The sequence below is a fragment of the Mesorhizobium sp. M4B.F.Ca.ET.203.01.1.1 genome, assembly GCF_004791025.1.
Classification (GTDB): Bacteria; Pseudomonadota; Alphaproteobacteria; order Rhizobiales; family Rhizobiaceae; genus Mesorhizobium; species Mesorhizobium abyssinicae.
In genome coordinates this window covers 1,079-18,825 of record NZ_SRUO01000018.1, presented here as the reverse complement: position 1 = coordinate 18,825, position 17,747 = coordinate 1,079, and the positions used below count along the sequence as shown (strand labels likewise).

Genomic DNA, 17,747 nt, shown 5'->3' with positions numbered 1-17,747 from the left:
TCAGTACCGGATGCGGGGATCGATCAGCGTGTAGGTCAGATCGACCGTGAGATTGATAAGGACGTACAGACCCGAAGTCAGGATGAGCACACTCTGGATGATGGGATAGTCGCGGTTGTTGATTGCATCCACCACCAGACGACCGATGCCGGGTATGTTGAACACTGTTTCGGTGAGGACGACGCCGCCGATCAGATAGGCGAAGCTTATGCCGATCACGGTCAGGATCGGCACGCCGGCATTCTTCAACGCATGGTGGACAAGCATGGCATAGGACGAAGCCCCCTTGGCGGCGGCCGTTCGCATATAGTCTTCCGACAGGACTTCCAGCATGCTCGCCCGCGTAACCCGGGCGATGAATGCAATGTAGCCGAGGCCCAAGGCCACGGTGGGCAGGATCAGGTGCACGAACCAGGGCCAGAGACCAATTTCGATCGGCTTATATCCCTGGACCGGCAACCAGTGTGTCCTGATCGCGAAGACGTATATGAGGAAATAGCCGATGACAAACACCGGAACGGAATACCCAAACGCGGAAAAGGCCGCCAGGAGGCGGTCGATGAGACCGCCAGTTCGCCAAGCGGCAAGGATGCCGAAAGAGACCCCGACCGACACCGAAAGGATCATCGTCAGGACTGACAGGGAAAGCGTCGGTTCAAGCCGTTGCGAAATGAGCTCGAGAACCGGTCGTCCGGAAAAGATCGAGACGCCGAAATCGCCGCCGAGCATGTCTCGCACCCAACGCATGAATTGAAGCGGCAGAGGATCGTTCAGTCCCAGTTGCTCGCGGATGCCGGCGATCACCTCCTCCGTGGCCGACCTCCCGGCGATCATCACCGCCGGGTCCCCCGGTGCAAGTCTGAGAAGCAGGAACACGAAGATCCCGACCATCGCCATGACGGCGATGGTCGAAACAATTCTGCGAACGATATAACCAGTCATTAGGCCGGAACCTTTTTCATGTTCCACATCGGGACCAGTTGCGGCACGCCGATCAGTCCAGTCAGAGTCTTCCGGCGCGCGATAGGAACAACGTATTTTCCCAACCTCACATCACCGACGAAGTCCCACCAGATTGCCTGCATCCTGCGGGCCAAGTCCTTTCGTTCTTCGACCGCTTCGGTATTTGCCCATTTGGCGCGCAGCGCTTCATATTCGTCATTCTTCGGCCAGCCGTACCAAGCCTGGTCGCCATTCGCGGGTAACATCGGATCTGTGAGCGGATTGCTGAGCCCGTAATCATTTTCGGTCGTAATGAAGATGTTCCAGCCGCCGTCCTCAACCGGGCCCTTGTTTGCCCGACGAACGGAGAGCGCACCCCAATCCATAGACGCGAGTTCGGCATTGATCCCAATCTTCCGCAGCTCCGAAGCCAATAGTTGCGAGGCATTGTCCCCCTCGTGCCAGTCCGTCGGATCGAGAATCACTATCCTCTCGCCCGCATAACCGGCCTCGTTGAAAAGCTGCTTGGCCTTTTCCGGGTTACCTCCCTTCTTGTACCATCCAGTGTTTTCGTCGTTCGAATAAGGTGGGGTGCTTCCAAAGATCGAAGTTATGGCACTGGAGTATTTTGGGTCGGGGGCCATGACGCGCATAAACGCGTCCTGATCAATTAGGTGGAGGATCGCTTGGCGCGCCTTGACGTTGTTAAATGGTGGCTGCAAATGATTCATACGTAAGACGGCGTCCTGGCCGGTGTCCCGAACCTGAAGTTCGAGATTGGGATCGCTCTCGATCATGGAATAGAAGTCAGCCGGCGGGGTCTCGTAATAATCAATCTCACCAGCTTGCAAAGCCGCCATCGCGGTCTGCTGGTCGGCGATTACGTCCCAAATGACGCGATCGACGTTCACGATCTTTCCGCCAGCCAAACCGTCAGACGGCTCTTTACGGGGTACATATTTTTCGTTTCGATCGAAGGCGTAGCTTGCCCCGGGTTTGGCAAGAGCTTCGTTGAACGTAAATGGTCCGGAGCCGACGGTCGTGGTAACCTGCTCGGTTGCGGGCCGGTTCGCGTCTTTCTCGCGCATGATGAACAGACACGACGGCGTAAGATCCCCGAGGATATCGACCAGGGGCCCTAAGGGCTCCTTGAGTACGATCTTGAAGATTTGATCGTCCTTCTTGGAGATATCGCTAGCGCGCGCCAGGAGCATTTGCCCACCTGGGGCCACCTGGCCCCAGCGACGGATCGACGCAACACAATCTGCCGCGGTGACGGGAGTGCCATCGTGCCAGCCTAAGCCGTCGCGTAGCTCAAAGGTATAAGTCTTTTTGTCGTCCGAAACGCCCCATTTCCCTACCATTTGCGGCTGCGGCATGAACTTCGAGTCGAGCGAGAACAGCGTGTCGTAAATTGCCGCCCCGTAGTCTGCTGTAACATTCGTCGCAGTATAAATTGGGTCGAAGATGCTCAAAGCGTGCGTCTTAACCATGTGCACCGTTCGCGAGGCAGCTGATGCCGATTGCGCCCGCAGGACAGAAGGGATCGATAGAGCCGTTCCGGCGGCCAAACCGGCCTTGAGGATTTCTCGTCGAGAAATTGTCATGTTTAGTTCCCCTTTTAGCTAGCGGTGCGACTAACCCGCGCTTGTTTTGTGCCTTGTCGATCCCACGATCGAGTCGCGTGATTATTGGCACCTTGGAATAATACCCCCAGGGAGAGAGAACTTGCGTCAAAATGCGGCGACTGCTGAAATGCGAGCAGCACAAAGCCGCACGGTTTGAAATGCATCGCGCGGGGGTGGGCTGCAGTTCGTAATCTCCCGCCCATGTCCGCGCCCGACTGCAGCACGGCCATCAACGTGAGAGCGCGTATTGCAGGAAACCCAGATCGTGTCGCGCTATACTCGGCGGCTCAGGGTGGTATGATCGAGCGTCTGCCCCATCAGCTGCAGCACCGCCTCCAGATCAGAATAGCGGGGCGGGACGCCACGCGTATTGCGTCTTGGCGTTTGATACCTGGTCAGGGCTTCCGGCGTACCACAGGGTCAAACTGCCACGATGACGAAGTCCTGCCACATATTCTGGCCAGTTCATCACCCTGAACTTCATCTTCTCGAGACGATGACGGCGGACGCTATTGTGTTTGGAAGGCATGACTAAACCACAAGGGCTGTTGCGGTTCCGTCCTGCCTAACTCAGACCTGAACGATCCATGCACCAACGCCGAAGCGGTAGGATCTTGGTGCTAGGGACGCCGAGGCGGTCGCCGAGATATCCCAGAAGCTGAGACCGAGTGTGTTGCAGGTCTTCATCATGCTGCCCATGGTGTCGCGGCGGCACGGCCCTAATCGCTGTGGGTTAGTGTCGGTGGCGTGATGAAGGCTAGCAGGTGTTTGGGGATGAGCTCGGCGCGCAGTGCTGAGAGCCGATAGATCGATCCTTCGATCTGGACGACGGCCGCACGGCCGCACGGTGAACCAGTCGGTTGAAAAGTGCGGTGCGACGACAGTGTCTTGATGACACCAGCGTTAAGGGGTCCCGTTTATACGACCAACCACCAAACTAAGTCAGGGAGTCAAGTGTCGGAATTGCGTGAGCGGAAGGAACTCCGCAACTTCCGGAAGGCGGCCGACATATACGCTCGGTCCACCATTCTGGATTTACTGACGTTCCTGAGACGGCGTGTGTCCGAAATGCTCGGCATACGAGGCTGAGAAATAGGAACTCGAGCAGAACCCAGTCGCGATGGCGATATCAACATTTGCAAGATTAGTGTGCAGCAGCAGATCCCGGGCGTGTTCGAGCCGAATGATCTTGTAGTAGCGGGCGGGCGGGTAACCTGTATGCCGCTGAAAAAGACGCTCGAGATTCCTGACACTCAATCCAAAGGTGCGGGCGATTGAACCGATACTCAAAGGTTTCTCGAAGTTGCGCATCATCAGTCCGACGGCCTGCGCCAGGTGCGGAGGCAGCGTGTCGAGGCGGACGGAGCTGCCCGATCGCTGTTCGACATTCCCAGTCCTGATACGCTCGACTTGAAACTGGTTGGCGATGGACCGTGCCAGAACCGCGCCGTGTGCCTGCGTGATGATGTGCAGAATCAGGTCGAGAGAGGCGGTTCCGCCAGCGCACGTGTACCTGTTCATGTCGATGACGTAGAGTTGATTGCTTAGTTCAATGAACGGAAATTCCTCGCGGAAAGCTGGCTGCCCTTCCCAGTGCAGGGTGCATCGCGCATCGGTCAGCAGCCCTGCGCGGGCAAGAAAAACGGTGCCCATGGACAGCGCGCCCATATGGCACCCTTCGCGTGCCCGCCTTTTCAACATTACATTCAACCGGGTCTGGTCTTTCGCGACGAACGTCATGCCTGCGCAGACGAACAGGTACTCGGGTGCATCGGAAGTGCCGAAGCGCTCGTTCACATTTACGGAGATTCCGTTGGAGGCATGGGCTGCTGACCCATCCTCCGAAGAGAAGCGCCAGCTATAGGCCTCAAATCCGAGAAGTCGATTGGCCGCCCTCAGCGGCTCAATCGCGCAGGTCACCGACATCATGGAAAACAGATCGAGCAGCAAGAACTCGACGCACTCAGGTCGTTTTTCGTTGCCGCCAAGATTCATAGATGTGGCCACTCCTGCGACAAATTTGTATACAAGCCACTTCCGGATCCGGGTTCAAGAATCAATGCTGCTCGCATCAGGATCAAGGCCTTATCAGTGAACGGTCCAATCGAGTTCGCCGTAAATGCCGTTGATGGGGAGTGCCAACTACAGACACCGCAGCGCGTCAATCACAGAAATGAAGCGATAACTTTCGGTAACGAGACCCTGTCCATTTCGGATGGCTTCGCGCCGTCGTTCGGCGGCTAGGCGGTCCACTTCGCCGATATCGGCATCCCTTTCCAATAGCCAGTTTCGGTAACTCGGATCGACTTCCTTGATCAGCACGCCCCTGTGTTGAGGGGCTGGTTCACGGACTACCGGCGGGCGCAACACACGGCCCGGATTATACTCGGTGCGCTTGTCGTTGCCAGAGACGATAAAATCAGGTCTCCCGACACGGCCGCTGGGCGAATAGGCGACTGCCGTGACGATTCGGTCGAGCGCTGCGTCCTCTTCCTTCGGTCGATGTTCTATATCTTGTGGCAGTCGGTCTGGCACGGCGAGCCTAGTGATGCCGCAATCGTTAATGGCATCTAGGACGGTGCGGGGGTCATCCGGCAGTATCTTTTCGCGCCGCCGAGGCCAGAAGTCGAACGCTGTATGGGCGCCATACCCCTTGCCTGAATGCAACGCGTAGATTTCCGGATAGATCTTCCGCTCGGCGCGACGACTGGGCTTTATATCGTAAAAAGAAGTGATCGCGATCTGCAGTAGGTGCGTCGCACCGAGACCGCCGAGCGGACTGTCGATAACCATGCCAAATCGGTCATGTGCATTCCAGGCCGGGAAGATGTCTGAGATCGAGCCTTTCCGGCCACCGATCTCGACGTCGAACATTTCGGATTTCAGAAGCGCTATGACGTGCATGTCTTGTTCTCCTCCGAATTGAGGGCCGTTCTAGCCAGGTTTGGGCATCAGCGTCGCGAGCTGATCCCACTCTGAGTCCGTCAAATCATTCGAGAGAGCTTGTCTCCTTGGCGATCTGCGGCATCCGGCCAAGGCTCTGCTGCGTCCACATCCGGACCTTGATCATAACCCATCCTCAGGCGGAACCCTCAGCAAGCGATTTTCAAAACAGCCGTCCAGACAATCGCCAGGCGTTAACCCTGCGCTGAAGTGTCCGGTTTCCCACATCGTCGGTCTCATCCAATGCTGGTGCCGAAGCGGGTCATGCCGCGCCAGAAGAGACCATGTCGACAGGACGCGGATCACCGGTGCGAGCGAGATAGCCGCCAAGCATGCGATTTGGCGATTTGCAGCAGGTAAGCGGCGACCTGAGCCTCGGAAACGCGGGCGAATTCGGGACGCATGGTTCTCCCCTCCGCTTCCAGCGCAGGGCTTACCAGCCGAGCTTTTCGACAGCCACGGAGAGATCTTCGACCGGCAAGTTGGTCAGCAGCTTCCTGTCGATCTGCTCGCGACCGGACGGTGGATTCCCTTCGAGGGCGATGATGTAAGTCGGAGCTCGCGGACCGTACCACTTCTGCTTGTCCACCGGCGGCAAGGTATTGATGGCGCCATGTTTTGGTTCTTAAGCCTTGGATCACTTAACTCGCTTTCCTTGAGCATGGTTCATCTTCACGCGCCGGCCCGCGGATTCCAGGCGTCCGGCGCGAAGCGCTTATCCAACCCGATTAGCTCCAAGGATAAGGACTGTTCGAGGTTGGGTGCAGCTCACCCTTTTCATAGCGGCCTAGGCGGAACGGCTTTAGCAGGCGAGATTCGTGACCCAGGACCTCTCCTGCGACAAGCGCGCCCACGCCGATCATTTTGTAACCGTGGTTGGAGTCGGCGATCATGTAGACGTTCTCACGGAGTGCTTCGAAGACGGGGAAGTTGTCCGGTGTGAAGCAACCGATGCCGCCCGACGGCTCGCGGTGGAACTTGTCCATCGTACCTTCAAACCGTCTGTTGCAGTGAGCCAGTGCCGAGACCCACATATGGGCGAATTCCTCGCTAGCGATGAATTCCGGCGAAGACGGGCCGTAGGGATCGATCTGAACTTCGTCCACCGGTGTTTCGACCTTGTAAGGCATTGCACCACCTTGGACACCGCCGAAATTGAAGTCAGGCTTGTAGTAGATCCCCCACATCTTCTCCGTGATCAGACTTCCGTCGACGGTGGAGTAAAGCGGAGCGTCCGTGTCGACGTGGATGACCGGCGGCATCTTGCCATCGTTGGTCCTGAAGGTGTTAGGGTCGACACCGAGTACCCCCTCCTCAAGCTGCCAAAACCGCCACATGGGGATACCGCCATGGAGTTGTCCATCCTTGCTCTTGATCGTGACGGTCTGCGGTAGCTCCGCCATACGCCAAAAATCGCGGACCCACGGGCCTGCTCCGACGATGAGATAGTCGCATGTGATGTGGCCCTGATCGGTGTCAATGCCAGTCACGGCCGAGCTTGATCCGTTTGCGAAGATCATGCCAGTTACCCTCACCCCGGTCAGGATACGGACACCTTCGCTTTCTGCCTTCTTCGCCAGCGCGTAGATCGCCGCTGCGTTGTGGGCGTAGCCGCCCTTCTTTTCGTGAAGCACGGAGGTGATGTTCTTTGCCTGCCAATCCGAAAATAAGTCCTTCATGTAGGCGTCGCAGTCTGCTTTGCCTTCAACAAATACCGAGGAATAGCCGATGGCCTTTTGCTGCTCATAGATGCTGCGAACGTCTTCGTGCATCGATTCCGAGCTGATCTGCATGTAACCGACCGGGTTGTATTGATAGGCTTCGGCGTCGCTCTCCCAAACGCTAACTGAGTGTGCCATGAGCTCCCGCATCGCAGGCTGAAAGTAATTGTTGCGGACAACGCCGCAGGCAATGCCAGATGCTCCCGCCGCGATGCCGCTCTTATCGATCACAAGAATGTCCGTGCCCGAACCCTTGCGGGCTTTCTTGAGGGCCAGAGCCAGATGATATGCGGTAGACAGGCCATGGATGCCAGCGCCGATAATCACGTAAGGCGACGAATTAGGAAAGGCCATGGATTACCCCTTGTTGGCTTTGCGGTCTAAGACCCAGCATCTTCCGACCTTGAATGGGTTGGTGTTGGATTTTCGTCAAACCCGTCGGTAAAAACGCCAACCAACATGTCCAAGTTGGTTGACGGTCGCTTCTCCACTGGCTCGGCTGAGCCATATGAGCCAGCGGGCAATCGAGCATCGACGCCCGCAAGCGCAAAATTGTGGGTTGTGGACCGGGTCGCCGCTTCTTCGATAGGGCCTCGACGCGCTAATCGCTGAGACCTCAAGGAAATATGAAGCCGACCAACCGTTACAGCGGCCGCTCACTGCGGGATCAGGGCAAACAGATGCCTCTCATCCAGCGCCACCGGCCGGGCATCCGGAGTTCGCCCGCCGAACGGCGGGCTATATCGTTTATATGATGGTTTCAGGCCGGCGTTGATCCATGTGTGCAGAAGGACTCTGCCGCCCCCTGCAGCAACAATTGTGGATGGGCGTGGGGGGCGTGCACCCATGGGCCGCCCGCAGGCAGCATAGCGCTGATTTTTATGCTCCCGGAAGCTGAATGTCAGCAACTGATCGACAACAACGCACAGTGTTGCATAGGCCACCCTTTCGTTCAGCACGTGAATGCCGCGGTTGTGTTTGAGCAGGTTCAGAATGCCCGACGGCGCAGCTTTTCGGTCAATCTCCGATACTATCTTCCCGGAGAAGGCGGCATAGGCCTACCGATCCGCGGGACCAATCCCTGTGAAACCAATGGCGCGATATCCTTCATTGTTCCGCGGGAGCTCATGACGGATGCTGGGTCGCCAAGATCATCAAGGAGTTGCAGGCGGTCTGTTCGAAACAAATCGGACAGGTTGATACGGGCGATGCGGGTCGCAGCATCCCGTCTGCATCAACGCCGATCTCTCTTCGGGCTTTTGCCGAAAAACGCCGAGTAGCAACGGGAGAAATGCGCCGCGCTTGAAAAGCCCGTGGCAAATGCAATCTCGGAAATCGACAGAGGGCTCTGCTGCAGAAGCCGGCGCGCGTGGACGAGCCGGAAATTTCGACAAACTTCTGTATAGCCTGCCTTGAGATGCTCGGAGAACAGGCGGTCAAGATTGCGCGTGCTTACGCCCACATACGCGGCTATCTGCGCCCGGTCCAGCGGCTGTTCGATGGCCGCTTCGATCTTTGCCAATACATTAAGCAAGACGGGATGGTTGACGCCAAAACGCTCTGCGGCAGAAGCCCGCTGCGGCGCGGTCGGCTCCGCTACAGCAGTGTGAAGATACCAATCACTGACACGGCGGGCAAAATCGGCTCCCATTCTGTCGGCAATGAGGGCGTGCATCATGTCCAAAGGTGCCACCCCGCCGCCACATGTTATGCGGTTGCCATCCAGAACGAAACGAGCCTGCCTCGGCTTGAGATTTGGGAAAGCTTCTTTGAGAGCAGCCGCATGTTCCCAGTGAACCGTAAAGTCTCGTCCGTCGAGCAAACCGGCCGCTGCTAGAATGTAAGGCCCGCCTGAAATTCCCCCTATCCTGGCGCCGCCTCGGGAGAATTGCCGAAGAGCTGTATAAAGCGCAGGCGAACCCAATATCGACGGGTTGCCACCCGCGCATACGAAGATGGTATCAAACCGCAATTGATTGATCCGTCGGCAAGGAACTATGGCGCCGGATGAACTTTCAACCGCGGCGCCGTCCAAGGATAACGCCTCCACATCATAAAGCGATTGGCCTGCCAAGAGGTTTGCGGCGCGCAGCGGCTCCGTCGCCGACGCGTAGGACATCAACGCGAAGCCGGGCAAAAGTAGGAACCCGATATTCTGGGTTAATCGGTTGTTTTGTTGGTTCATGGCTTCTGTGTGTCTTTTTTTGGCTGCCCTGTGAAACTCCTACTCGTAATTTCACGATATAGAAAGCCGAACGAAGCGGACAGACCAATGCGCTACTCAGCTTTATCCATTTTCCTGAACGGATTGCGCGGCAACACCGCATGGAAGTCGGCATGGCGTGCGCCGGCGTTGAAGCCTCATTATGATGTGATTATCGTCGGTGGCGGCGGTCATGGCCTAGCCACAGCCTACTATCTCGCGAAGGAATTCGGCATTCGCAACGTCGCGGTTCTGGAAAAGAGTTATATCGGCTCGGGCAATGTCGGACGCAATACTACAATCATCCGGTCGAACTATCTTCTGCCGGGCAACAACCCTTTCTATGAGCTTTCCATGAAACTTTGGGAAGGACTGGAACAGGATCTCAACTTCAACGCCATGGTCTCTCAGCGCGGCGTGCTCAACCTTTTCCACTCCGATGCGCAGTGCGATGCATATACCCGACGCGGCAATGCCATGCGGCTGCATGGCGTAGATGCCGATCTACTCGACCGCGAACAAGTGCGGGAGAAGCTTCCCTTCCTGAATTTTGAGAATGCACGCTTTCCTATACAGGGCGGCCTTCTCCAGCAGCGCGGCGGCACTGTCCGTCATGACGGCGTCGCATGGGGTTATGCTCGTGGCGCCGATTCGATGGGCGTCGACATCATTCAGGAATGCGAAGTCACGGGCATACGTCGCGGCAACGGTAAAGTGATCGGTGTCGAGACCTCTAGGGGCTTCGTCGGCTGTGGTAAGCTCGCACTGGCAGTTGCGGGCAATTCCTCCCAGGTAGCCGCGATGGCCGACATGAGGCTCCCGATCGAAAGTCATGTGCTGCAGGCTTTTGTCTCGGAAGGCCTGAAGCCGTTCATCGACTGTGTCGTTACTTTCGGCGCCGGACACTTCTACGTTTCGCAGTCCGACAAGGGGGGCCTTGTGTTCGGTGGCGATATGGACGGCTATAATTCCTACGCCCAGCGCGGCAATCTCGCCACGGTCGAACACGTCATCGAAGCCGGCAAGGCGATGATCCCAGCTCTTTCGCGCGTTCGGGTCCTTCGGTCCTGGGGCGGCATCATGGACATGTCGATGGATGGGTCACCGATCATCGACCGCACGTCCATCGACAATCTCTATCTCAATGCGGGATGGTGCTACGGCGGCTTCAAGGCCACGCCGGCCTCGGGCTTCTGCTTCGCTCACCTCATCGCCCGGAACCATGCGCATGCCGTCACCCGCGAAATGCGTCTCGACCGGTTCGAGCGCGGCTATCTCATCGACGAGAAGGGCCAAGGCGCCCAACCGAACCTCCACTGATTTCCGGGAAGCAAGGACACCGAAATGGCAAGCCTCATCCCCTGCCCACATTGCGGGCAACGGCCCAAGGAAGAATTCACGATCAAGGGCGAGGCGCTGGCCCGTCCCGCCGCGGACGCATCGCAGGAGATATGGTTCGAATATGTCTACCTGCGCGACAATCCGCGTGGCGCCTATAGGGAATACTGGCACCACACGTCCGGATGCCGCCGCTGGCTGGTGGTAAGCCGCGATACCGCGACCCATGAGATCGAAGGCGTGCGTGACGATGCCGCCCGCGAGGCGGCCGCTGAGTAATGCGCAAGTCAAGCCGCCTTTTTCATTGGATCGAAGGTTTGTCTGGTGCGCAGCATTGTCCACAGGACGGTGACGCGGCGACGGGCAAGAGCGATGATCGCCTGGGTATGGTGTTTACCTTCGCGCCGTTCGCGGTCGTAGAAGGCCTTGGACAGAGGATGTTTCGTGGAGATGGCGCAGAAGGCGCTCTGGAAGAAGACGCGCTTGAGCGCCTTGTCTCCGCCGAGGGCTCGGCGCCATCCCGTCGACTTGCCGGACTGACGGATGACCGATGCCAGGCCGGCGGCGCTGGCGAGCGCGTCGGCCGAGGCGAAGCGGCGGATGTCGCCGACGCAAGCGATGAACTCTGCCGACAGCACTGCCCCCATCCCCGGCAGAGTGCGGATGAGGGCGCGGTCAAGGTGGCAGTCGAGCAGCGCCTCCAGGTCGAGTTCGATGCGGGCGAGTGCCTCGCGGGCTTGAAGAGCTTCGGCGGCGAGTACGCGGATCATGTCGGCGAAGACGGCTTCGCCGGGAACGACGATGCTCTGGCCATGAGCGGCTTCGAGCGCGCGTCCAACGAGGGCCTCGATGCCGTGAAGATGAGGCGTTTTCTTCAGATGCGCGACGAGCTTCTTGATGCCGGCCCGTCGGATCTCGGCAGCAGTGACATAGCGGCTGAGCAGGGCGAGCGGTCCCTTGCAGGTGAGATCGAGCTGGCGCTCGAGCCCGGGATGGATGGCGCCGAGGAACTAGCGCAGCCGGGAGACGCGGCGCGTCTGGTCGTCAGTAAGTTCGCGGCGGCGCATGACCTTCAGGCGCAATGCGATGACGGTGTCGTCGTCTGGCAGGATTGGCCGCAGGGGCCTGGTGCGGACAAGGTCGGCGATGGTGTGTGCGTCGCGCGGGTCCGACACTTGCGCTCGCCGCCGGCAAAGCCGTGCCCGGCGCGATTGACGGCGATGCCTGGCACGTGGACGAGGCGCAGGCCAGGCCCAGCGCCAGGAGGATGGCCTCCAGGAAACAGCGATCCGGTGATGTCCAGACCGATCACGACTGCACTGTCGAGGCCACGCAGGGTCGGCGACGAGACGATCGATCGCGGCCTGATCATTCTCGACCGCCCGGTCGAGAAGAACCCGGGCGGCGTGATTGAGAGCGCAGACCCAGTGCGTCTCCTTGGCGACGTCTATTCCAACGAATATCTCCATGGCGGTCCTCTCAAGGCTTGGCGGCAACGCAGCCCCGGACTCGCCGACATCGCCTTACATAGCCATCGAGGGCATCGAGCAATCAGCAGTCGATCCAGGTCGGCGAAGCGGGCGGCTCAGCAGCCGGAGCCATCGAGGACAGTCGGAATGACAACCATACCCGCCTCGCCTGCGCCGACACAGCTTGCAGCAATCAACGGCGCTTCGAAAAGGGGTACGGCGAAATGACGTCCTATCGTCTTGAGAAGGGTGGTCTCGTCGATCGCACCAGGCAACTTTCCTTCACCTTCGACGGCAAACGCATGGCCGGCCTCGAAGGCGACAGTCTCGCATCGGCCCTGCTGGCCAACGGCCAGATGCTGATGGGTCGCTCGTTCAAATACCACCGGCCGCGCGGCGTCCTCTCGGCTGGCGCATCGGAACCCAATGCACTCATGACTATCGGCCAGAGCGGACGTACGGAACCCAATACCCGCGCCACCATGCAGGAGCTTTATCAGGGCCTCGTGGCGCAGAGCCAGAACCGCTGGCCCTCGCTCGATTTCGATATAGGCTCCTTGAACGGTCTGCTGTCGCCTTTCCTCTCCGCCGGCTTCTACTACAAGACTTTCATGTGGCCAGCGGGCCTTTGGGAAAAGCTCTACGAGCCCTTCATCCGAAAGGCGGCGGGCCTCGGGAAGGCGAGCTACGAGACCGACCCTGACCGCTATGAAAAGTCCTGGGCGCATTGCGAACTGCTGGTCATTGGCGGCGGGGCTTCCGGCCTGGCGGCGGCGCTCACGGCGGGTCGCGCCGGTGCCCGTGTCATTCTCGTGGACGAGAATTCGATGATCGGCGGCGGCCTTTTGTCCGAGGCAGCCATAATCGGCGGCCTGACCGCCTTGAGCTTTGTCCGTCAGACAATCGCCGAACTTGAAAGTCTGCCCAACGTGCAGCTTCTCTCTCGCACGACGGCCTTCGGCTGGTATGACGGCAATGTCTTCGGAGCGATCGAGCGCGTGCAGAAGCATGTTGCCGACCCGCGCGCCGAAGCGCCGGTCGAGCGGTTGTGGCGCATCGTCGCGAAGCAGGCGATTCTCGCCACCGGCGCGGAAGAACGTCCGCTCGTCTTCGGCGGCAACGACATTCCCGGCGTGATGATGGCAAGCGCCATGCGCGCCTATCTCAACCGTTACGGAGTTGCACCAGGCAAATCGGTGGCGATCTTCACGACCAATGACAGCGGCTATGTCCTGGCTCGCGATCTCGAAACCGCTGGCGTCCGGCTTGCGGCGATCATCGACAGCCGACCTTCGGGCGCAGCGACCGGCGTCTATGGCGGTTCTGCCCGGATCGTTCGTGGTGGCTTCGTCTCCGACGCCGAAGGCGGCAAGGCGCTTTCCTCCATCATCATCTTCAAGGATGGCCGGACAGAAAAGCTGGGCGCCGATGCGCTCGCAGTCTCCGGCGGCTTCAGCCCGGTCATCAATCTAGCATTCCATCGTGGCGGCAGGCCTCGGTGGTCGGATGCAGACGGTGCCTTCGTGGCAGACGAGGACCACAAGGGTCTATCATTGGCAGGCGCCAGCGGAACAGCGAACGGTATCGGCGCATGCCTGGCAGCGGGTTCCGCCAAGGCTGCGGCTTTGTTGGGCGCCATTGGCATCAAGGTGGAACCCGTTGCCTTCGAAGCAGTCGAAGGCGACATCATCGCTCCTGCCGGCAAGCCGCTCTGGTCCATTCCCGGGGTGAAGGGCAAGGCCTTCATTGACTACCAGAACGATGTCCATCGAAAGGATATCGGCCTTGCCGTGCGTGAAGGCTACGGGCATGTCGAGCTTGCCAAGCGTTATACCACCAACGGCATGGCGACCGATCAGGGTAAGCTATCCAATGTCAATGTCATCGGTCTGCTGGCGGAAGCGCGTGGTGTTTCTCCTGGCGATGTCGGCACCACGACGTTCCGCCCGTTCTATACGCCGGTTTCATTCGGTGCGCTTGCAGGCACGTCGCATGGAAAACATTTCCAGCCAGTACGCAAATCGCCGTTGCATGGTTGGGCGGCAAAGAACGGTGCGACCTTCGTCGAGACGGGTCTCTGGTATCGTTCTGCATGGTTTCCCCGGTCCGGAGAGACCGGCTGGCGCGAAAGTGTCGATCGAGAAGTGAAGAATGTTCGCATCAATGCCGGCCTTTGCGATGTCTCGATGCTCGGCAAAATCGAGATCACCGGCAAGGATGCCGCGGAATTCCTTGACCGCGTTTATTGCAATGCCTTCAGGAAACTGCCCGTCGGCAAGGCCCGGTACGGCCTGATGCTCCGCGAAGACGGCTTCATCTACGATGACGGCACCACCAGCAGGCTCGCGGAAGGTCGTTTCTTCATGACCACCACCACCGCCTATGCGGCGGGCGTTATGAACCATCTGGAATTCTGCTCGCAGGCGCTGTGGCCGGAACTCGACGTGAGGCTCGCTTCCGTGACCGATCAGTGGGCGCAGATGGCTATTGCCGGACCGAAGGCGCGCCTCATTCTGCAGAAGATCGTCGACGAGGACATTTCCAACGATGCTTTCCCATTTCTGGGAGCCAAACAGGTCTCTCTGTTTGGCCACAGGCTTATGGGACGGTTGTTCCGAATCTCCTTCTCCGGCGAACTGGCTTATGAACTGGCCGTTCCCGCGGGTTTTGGGGAATCGGTGGCGGATGCCCTGATGGAAGCTGGCAAGGAACATGACATCTGCTCCTATGGTGTCGAGACGCTTTCGGTGCTTCGTATCGAAAAGGGCCATGTTACGCACAACGAGATCAACGGCACGACCGTGCCCAGCGATGTCGGTTTAGGACGGATGGTGTCGGCCACCAAGGCGGATTTCATTGGCAAGCGCATGCTGGAGCGCGAAGGGCTCAACGACCCGAACCGCCCTCAGCTTGTCGGAGTCGTGCCGCTCGATCCCGCTACCTCGTTTCGCAGCGGTTCGCATATTCTCGAAAAGGGTGCGGCGGCAATGCTGGAAAACGACCAGGGCTACGTTAGTTCAAGTTGCTACTCGCCCCATGTCGGCTCGACCATCGGCTTGGCGCTCGTCAAGCGCGGCGCATCGCGTCATGGCGAGGAAGTGCAGGTATGGAACGGCATTCGCAACGAGTACACGACCGCTCGCCTCTGCAACCCGACGTTTGTCGATCCGGCCAACGAAAAGCTGAAAGTCTGAGGTCCCGATGTCCATGTTCCCGATCGAACACCGCTCTGCGCTGGGTAGCAAGCCCCCCATCCTCTCGACAGACGTGACGCTGACCGCACTTCCGGAAGGCCTTGTGCTGCAAGCGCTCTCTGCAACCGGGAGCGGCAATGTCGCTGGCATTATTGTTGCCGCGCTTGAGTGTGATGCCCTTGCTGTTAGAAGCATGTCGCCGGGCCAATATTTCATCGTGGGCGACGAGATAGGGTCGCCAGGAGATCCCGTCGACATCCTGCATAAGCTGAAGCCCCATGCAGACGTGGTCGACCAGAGCCACGGCCGCGTTCGAATAGCGATTTCGGGCGCCAAAGCCGCCTTGGTGCTCGCCAAGGGTACAGCGGTGGACCTAGACTTGAACGTCTTTCCGGTCGGCCATGCGACGACCACGCTAATCGGCCATATCGCGGTCGGCATCACAAGAACCGCTGAGCTTGAATTCGAGTTGATGGTGCTGCGAGGGTTTGCCGAAAGCCTCTGGGACGAGCTCGCCGAGCTCAGTTTAGAATATCGATGATTTGCAACTTCACCGATGTGAACCTTGTGCCGCTTGCGCAAATAGCTTTGCTGTAGAATAACGAAGTTAACTTCATGAACAAGCTTGGCTTAAATGTTAGATGCAACTGAGAACTACCCGAGGTGAACGGACGGTCGACGTCGGGCTGGCGGCCGTCGAACAGATTCGGCGTTGTACAAGAAGTCGGCGTTATCAGCTGTTAGGTCCCGGCTCCTAGCTAGGTGACATAGAACAATCCTGTGGGAGCGCCGCCCTATCCACTCCGCGTGAGAATCTGGTCGGGAGCAATGAACGTACTCAGGCTATTCGTGTGAAGACAGGACATTCGATTTTGCAACGGCCGACGGCGCTCGACGCTGCGCGGGGTTCCGTGGGTCGATTCAACGAGACCCGAAAGCAAGGGCTGGAAAGCATACCCGCCAGGTTTAACTTTTTCCTGCTTCCGGCTTTTTCGCTGCATGCGTTTTCCTCCGCGATTGAAGTGCTTACGCTGGCCAATGAAGTGACGGGGCGAAACGCCTACGGTTGGCAGGTTGTTTCGGGCGACGGACAACCTGTGGTGTCGAGTTGCGGCATCACCATAAGCTCAGCCGTCGGATTGCAATCGGAGCGTGACCGTAACCGGCTATCGCCCGCAGCCCCGGTCGCGATAGTGTGCGGAGGTCGCTCCCTACCTCGCCATGACAACCAGTTGCATGCTTGGCTCCGAGAGTGCCGTAACCGCCGCACGCGCCTTGTCGGCATAGGCGGCGGAACCCTAGTGCTTGCTCGAGCTGGCGTTGCAGAAGGTCGTCGCTGCGCAGTGCACTGGGAGCAATTCCCGCTATTTCTGGAGGAATTCCCAGGCGTTATAGCGACGCAAGCGGCGTTCGAGAAAGATGGTGAGCTGTATACCTGCTCTGGCGCAGACGCATCCTTTGACACATTCCTGGATCTTGTTAGGCGCGATTATGGGGCTGCCGTCGTAAATCGCATCTGCGAGAGGGCCGTCGCATGTCGTGTTCGCTCGGTTGGGGACCGTCAACGCTTCCCGCCAAGTTCCCGCGTACGGTTCAATCATAGGGCAGTCATCGAAGTCATCGATCAGATGGAAGCACATATCGGCGATCCCAAGTCGATAGAGGGACTGGTGGCAGGGACTGGCGTTACACGCCGTCAAATTGAGCGACTCTTCAAGTGTGAACTAGGACGCAGTCCGAGCCGTTACTACATGGAACTTCGTCTGGAACGCGCGCACTTGCTGCTTCGCAGCTCGAGTCTGCCCGTTATAGAGATAGCGATAGCGTGCGGATTCGTCGCGGCATCACATTTCTCAAAAGTCTATCGGGCCATGTACGGCTGCGCCCCACATCAAACTAGATTGTTATCGCGCGGAGCTGGACAAGAGGTTTTGTTGCAAAGGGGCGTTGGTGCAGGGATCGTTTAGCGGGCTGAGTTAGGCAGCACGGAACCGCTTTTGGTTTAGTCATGCCTTTCAAACACAATAGCGCGCGCCGCCATCGTATCGAGAAGATGAAGTTCAGGGTGACGAACTGGCCAGAATATGAGGCAGGACTTCGTCATGGTGGCAGTTTGACTGTGGGTGACGCCCGAAGCCCTGTTCAGGTGGCAAGCGCCAAGACGCGTGGCGGCCAGCCCCGCTATTCTGATCTGGCGATCGAGACCACCTTGACGCTGGGCCTTGTGTTTGGGCTGCGGCTGACCAGGCAGAAGGCTTGCTGGAATCGGTGCTGCAGCTGATGGGGCAGACGCTCGCTGTCCCGATCAT

Annotated in this window: 13 protein-coding genes and 2 pseudogenes; 7 read left to right on the top strand and 8 right to left on the bottom strand. The window is 58.6% G+C overall.

Translation table 11 applies throughout. The features are described from left to right. The 7 genes and pseudogenes from EN846_RS27850 to EN846_RS27820 all read right to left on the bottom strand — a co-directional run bounded on the left by EN846_RS27850 (position 1) and on the right by EN846_RS27820 (position 9,419). Positions 1-942 (bottom strand): ABC transporter permease, encoded by a 942-nt coding sequence (locus EN846_RS27850; protein ID WP_135913984.1) that lies wholly within the window; start codon positions 940-942, stop codon positions 1-3. After that, on the bottom strand, positions 942-2,549 hold the full coding sequence (locus tag EN846_RS27845; protein WP_135913983.1) for an ABC transporter substrate-binding protein: 1,608 nt from the start codon (positions 2,547-2,549) through the stop codon (positions 942-944). The genes EN846_RS27850 and EN846_RS27845 overlap by 1 nt, the downstream gene beginning before the upstream one ends. 300 nt (positions 2,550-2,849) lie before the next feature. Then, a pseudogene (locus tag EN846_RS27840) lies at positions 2,850-3,099 on the bottom strand (IS5/IS1182 family transposase); the annotation flags it as partial. Between the two features lie 506 nt (positions 3,100-3,605). Next, a complete protein-coding gene (locus EN846_RS27835; protein ID WP_135913982.1) occupies positions 3,606-4,565 on the bottom strand; it encodes a GlxA family transcriptional regulator in 960 nt (319 codons plus the stop codon). 147 nt (positions 4,566-4,712) lie between these two features. Then, the gene (locus EN846_RS27830) at positions 4,713-5,474 is read right to left on the bottom strand and encodes a hypothetical protein (RefSeq protein WP_135913981.1); all 762 of its coding nucleotides are present in this window, start codon (positions 5,472-5,474) and stop codon (positions 4,713-4,715) included. A gap of 767 nt (positions 5,475-6,241) precedes the next feature. Continuing rightward, a complete protein-coding gene (locus tag EN846_RS27825) occupies positions 6,242-7,588 on the bottom strand; it encodes an FAD-binding oxidoreductase (protein WP_135913980.1) in 1,347 nt (448 codons plus the stop codon). Positions 7,589-8,468: 880 nt separating this feature from the next. Continuing rightward, positions 8,469-9,419: a GlxA family transcriptional regulator gene (locus EN846_RS27820; protein ID WP_135913979.1), complete on the bottom strand. Its 951-nt coding sequence runs from the start codon at positions 9,417-9,419 to the stop codon at positions 8,469-8,471. 87 nt (positions 9,420-9,506) lie between these two features. On the opposite strand from EN846_RS27820, the gene EN846_RS27815 reads away from it, so the two are divergent. Both EN846_RS27815 and EN846_RS27810 read left to right on the top strand, forming a co-directional pair. Further along, positions 9,507-10,757: a sarcosine oxidase subunit beta family protein gene (locus tag EN846_RS27815; protein WP_135913978.1), complete on the top strand. Its 1,251-nt coding sequence runs from the start codon at positions 9,507-9,509 to the stop codon at positions 10,755-10,757. Between the two features lie 24 nt (positions 10,758-10,781). Continuing rightward, positions 10,782-11,054, top strand: a complete 273-nt coding sequence (locus EN846_RS27810; protein ID WP_135913977.1) for a sarcosine oxidase subunit delta — start codon at positions 10,782-10,784, stop codon at positions 11,052-11,054. An 8-nt stretch (positions 11,055-11,062) separates the two neighbouring features. Here the strand turns inward: EN846_RS27810 and EN846_RS36005 are convergent, their stop codons facing one another. Beyond that, positions 11,063-11,545 (bottom strand): transposase, encoded by a 483-nt coding sequence (locus EN846_RS36005; protein WP_245518731.1) that lies wholly within the window; start codon positions 11,543-11,545, stop codon positions 11,063-11,065. On the opposite strand from EN846_RS36005, the gene EN846_RS36000 reads away from it, so the two are divergent. The 5 genes and pseudogenes from EN846_RS36000 to EN846_RS27785 all read left to right on the top strand — a co-directional run. Then, a complete protein-coding gene (locus EN846_RS36000; RefSeq protein WP_245518730.1) occupies positions 11,513-12,472 on the top strand; it encodes a hypothetical protein in 960 nt (319 codons plus the stop codon). The genes EN846_RS36005 and EN846_RS36000 overlap by 33 nt on opposite strands. Next, positions 12,469-15,438, top strand: coding sequence for a sarcosine oxidase subunit alpha family protein (locus tag EN846_RS27800; protein WP_135913976.1), 2,970 nt, complete (start codon positions 12,469-12,471; stop codon positions 15,436-15,438). Before EN846_RS36000 ends, EN846_RS27800 begins: the two co-directional genes overlap by 4 nt. A 7-nt stretch (positions 15,439-15,445) precedes the next feature. Next, positions 15,446-15,979 carry a sarcosine oxidase subunit gamma family protein gene (locus EN846_RS27795; protein WP_135913975.1) on the top strand — a complete coding sequence of 178 codons (534 nt, stop codon included), beginning with the start codon at positions 15,446-15,448 and terminating at the stop codon, positions 15,977-15,979. A gap of 310 nt (positions 15,980-16,289) precedes the next feature. Beyond that, positions 16,290-17,405, top strand: a complete 1,116-nt coding sequence (locus tag EN846_RS27790; RefSeq protein ID WP_348630834.1) for a GlxA family transcriptional regulator — start codon at positions 16,290-16,292, stop codon at positions 17,403-17,405. Between the two features lie 41 nt (positions 17,406-17,446). Then, positions 17,447-17,747, top strand: a pseudogene (locus tag EN846_RS27785) (transposase); the annotation flags it as partial.

What these genes read in the sequence shown, in the direction of transcription:
- EN846_RS27850 (WP_135913984.1), bottom strand. Translation starts at nt 942, where the DNA reads ATGACTGGTTATATCGTTCGCAGAATTGTTTCGACCATCGCCGTCATG.
- EN846_RS27845 (WP_135913983.1), bottom strand. Translation starts at nt 2,549, where the DNA reads ATGACAATTTCTCGACGAGAAATCCTCAAGGCCGGTTTGGCCGCCGGA.
- EN846_RS27835 (WP_135913982.1), bottom strand. Translation starts at nt 4,565, where the DNA reads ATGAATCTTGGCGGCAACGAAAAACGACCTGAGTGCGTCGAGTTCTTG.
- EN846_RS27830 (WP_135913981.1), bottom strand. Translation starts at nt 5,474, where the DNA reads ATGCACGTCATAGCGCTTCTGAAATCCGAAATGTTCGACGTCGAGATC.
- EN846_RS27825 (WP_135913980.1), bottom strand. Translation starts at nt 7,588, where the DNA reads ATGGCCTTTCCTAATTCGTCGCCTTACGTGATTATCGGCGCTGGCATC.
- EN846_RS27820 (WP_135913979.1), bottom strand. Translation starts at nt 9,419, where the DNA reads ATGAACCAACAAAACAACCGATTAACCCAGAATATCGGGTTCCTACTT.
- EN846_RS27815 (WP_135913978.1), top strand. Translation starts at nt 9,507, where the DNA reads ATGCGCTACTCAGCTTTATCCATTTTCCTGAACGGATTGCGCGGCAAC.
- EN846_RS27810 (WP_135913977.1), top strand. Translation starts at nt 10,782, where the DNA reads ATGGCAAGCCTCATCCCCTGCCCACATTGCGGGCAACGGCCCAAGGAA.
- EN846_RS36005 (WP_245518731.1), bottom strand. Translation starts at nt 11,545, where the DNA reads ATGATCCGCGTACTCGCCGCCGAAGCTCTTCAAGCCCGCGAGGCACTC.
- EN846_RS27800 (WP_135913976.1), top strand. Translation starts at nt 12,469, where the DNA reads ATGACGTCCTATCGTCTTGAGAAGGGTGGTCTCGTCGATCGCACCAGG.
- EN846_RS27795 (WP_135913975.1), top strand. Translation starts at nt 15,446, where the DNA reads ATGTCCATGTTCCCGATCGAACACCGCTCTGCGCTGGGTAGCAAGCCC.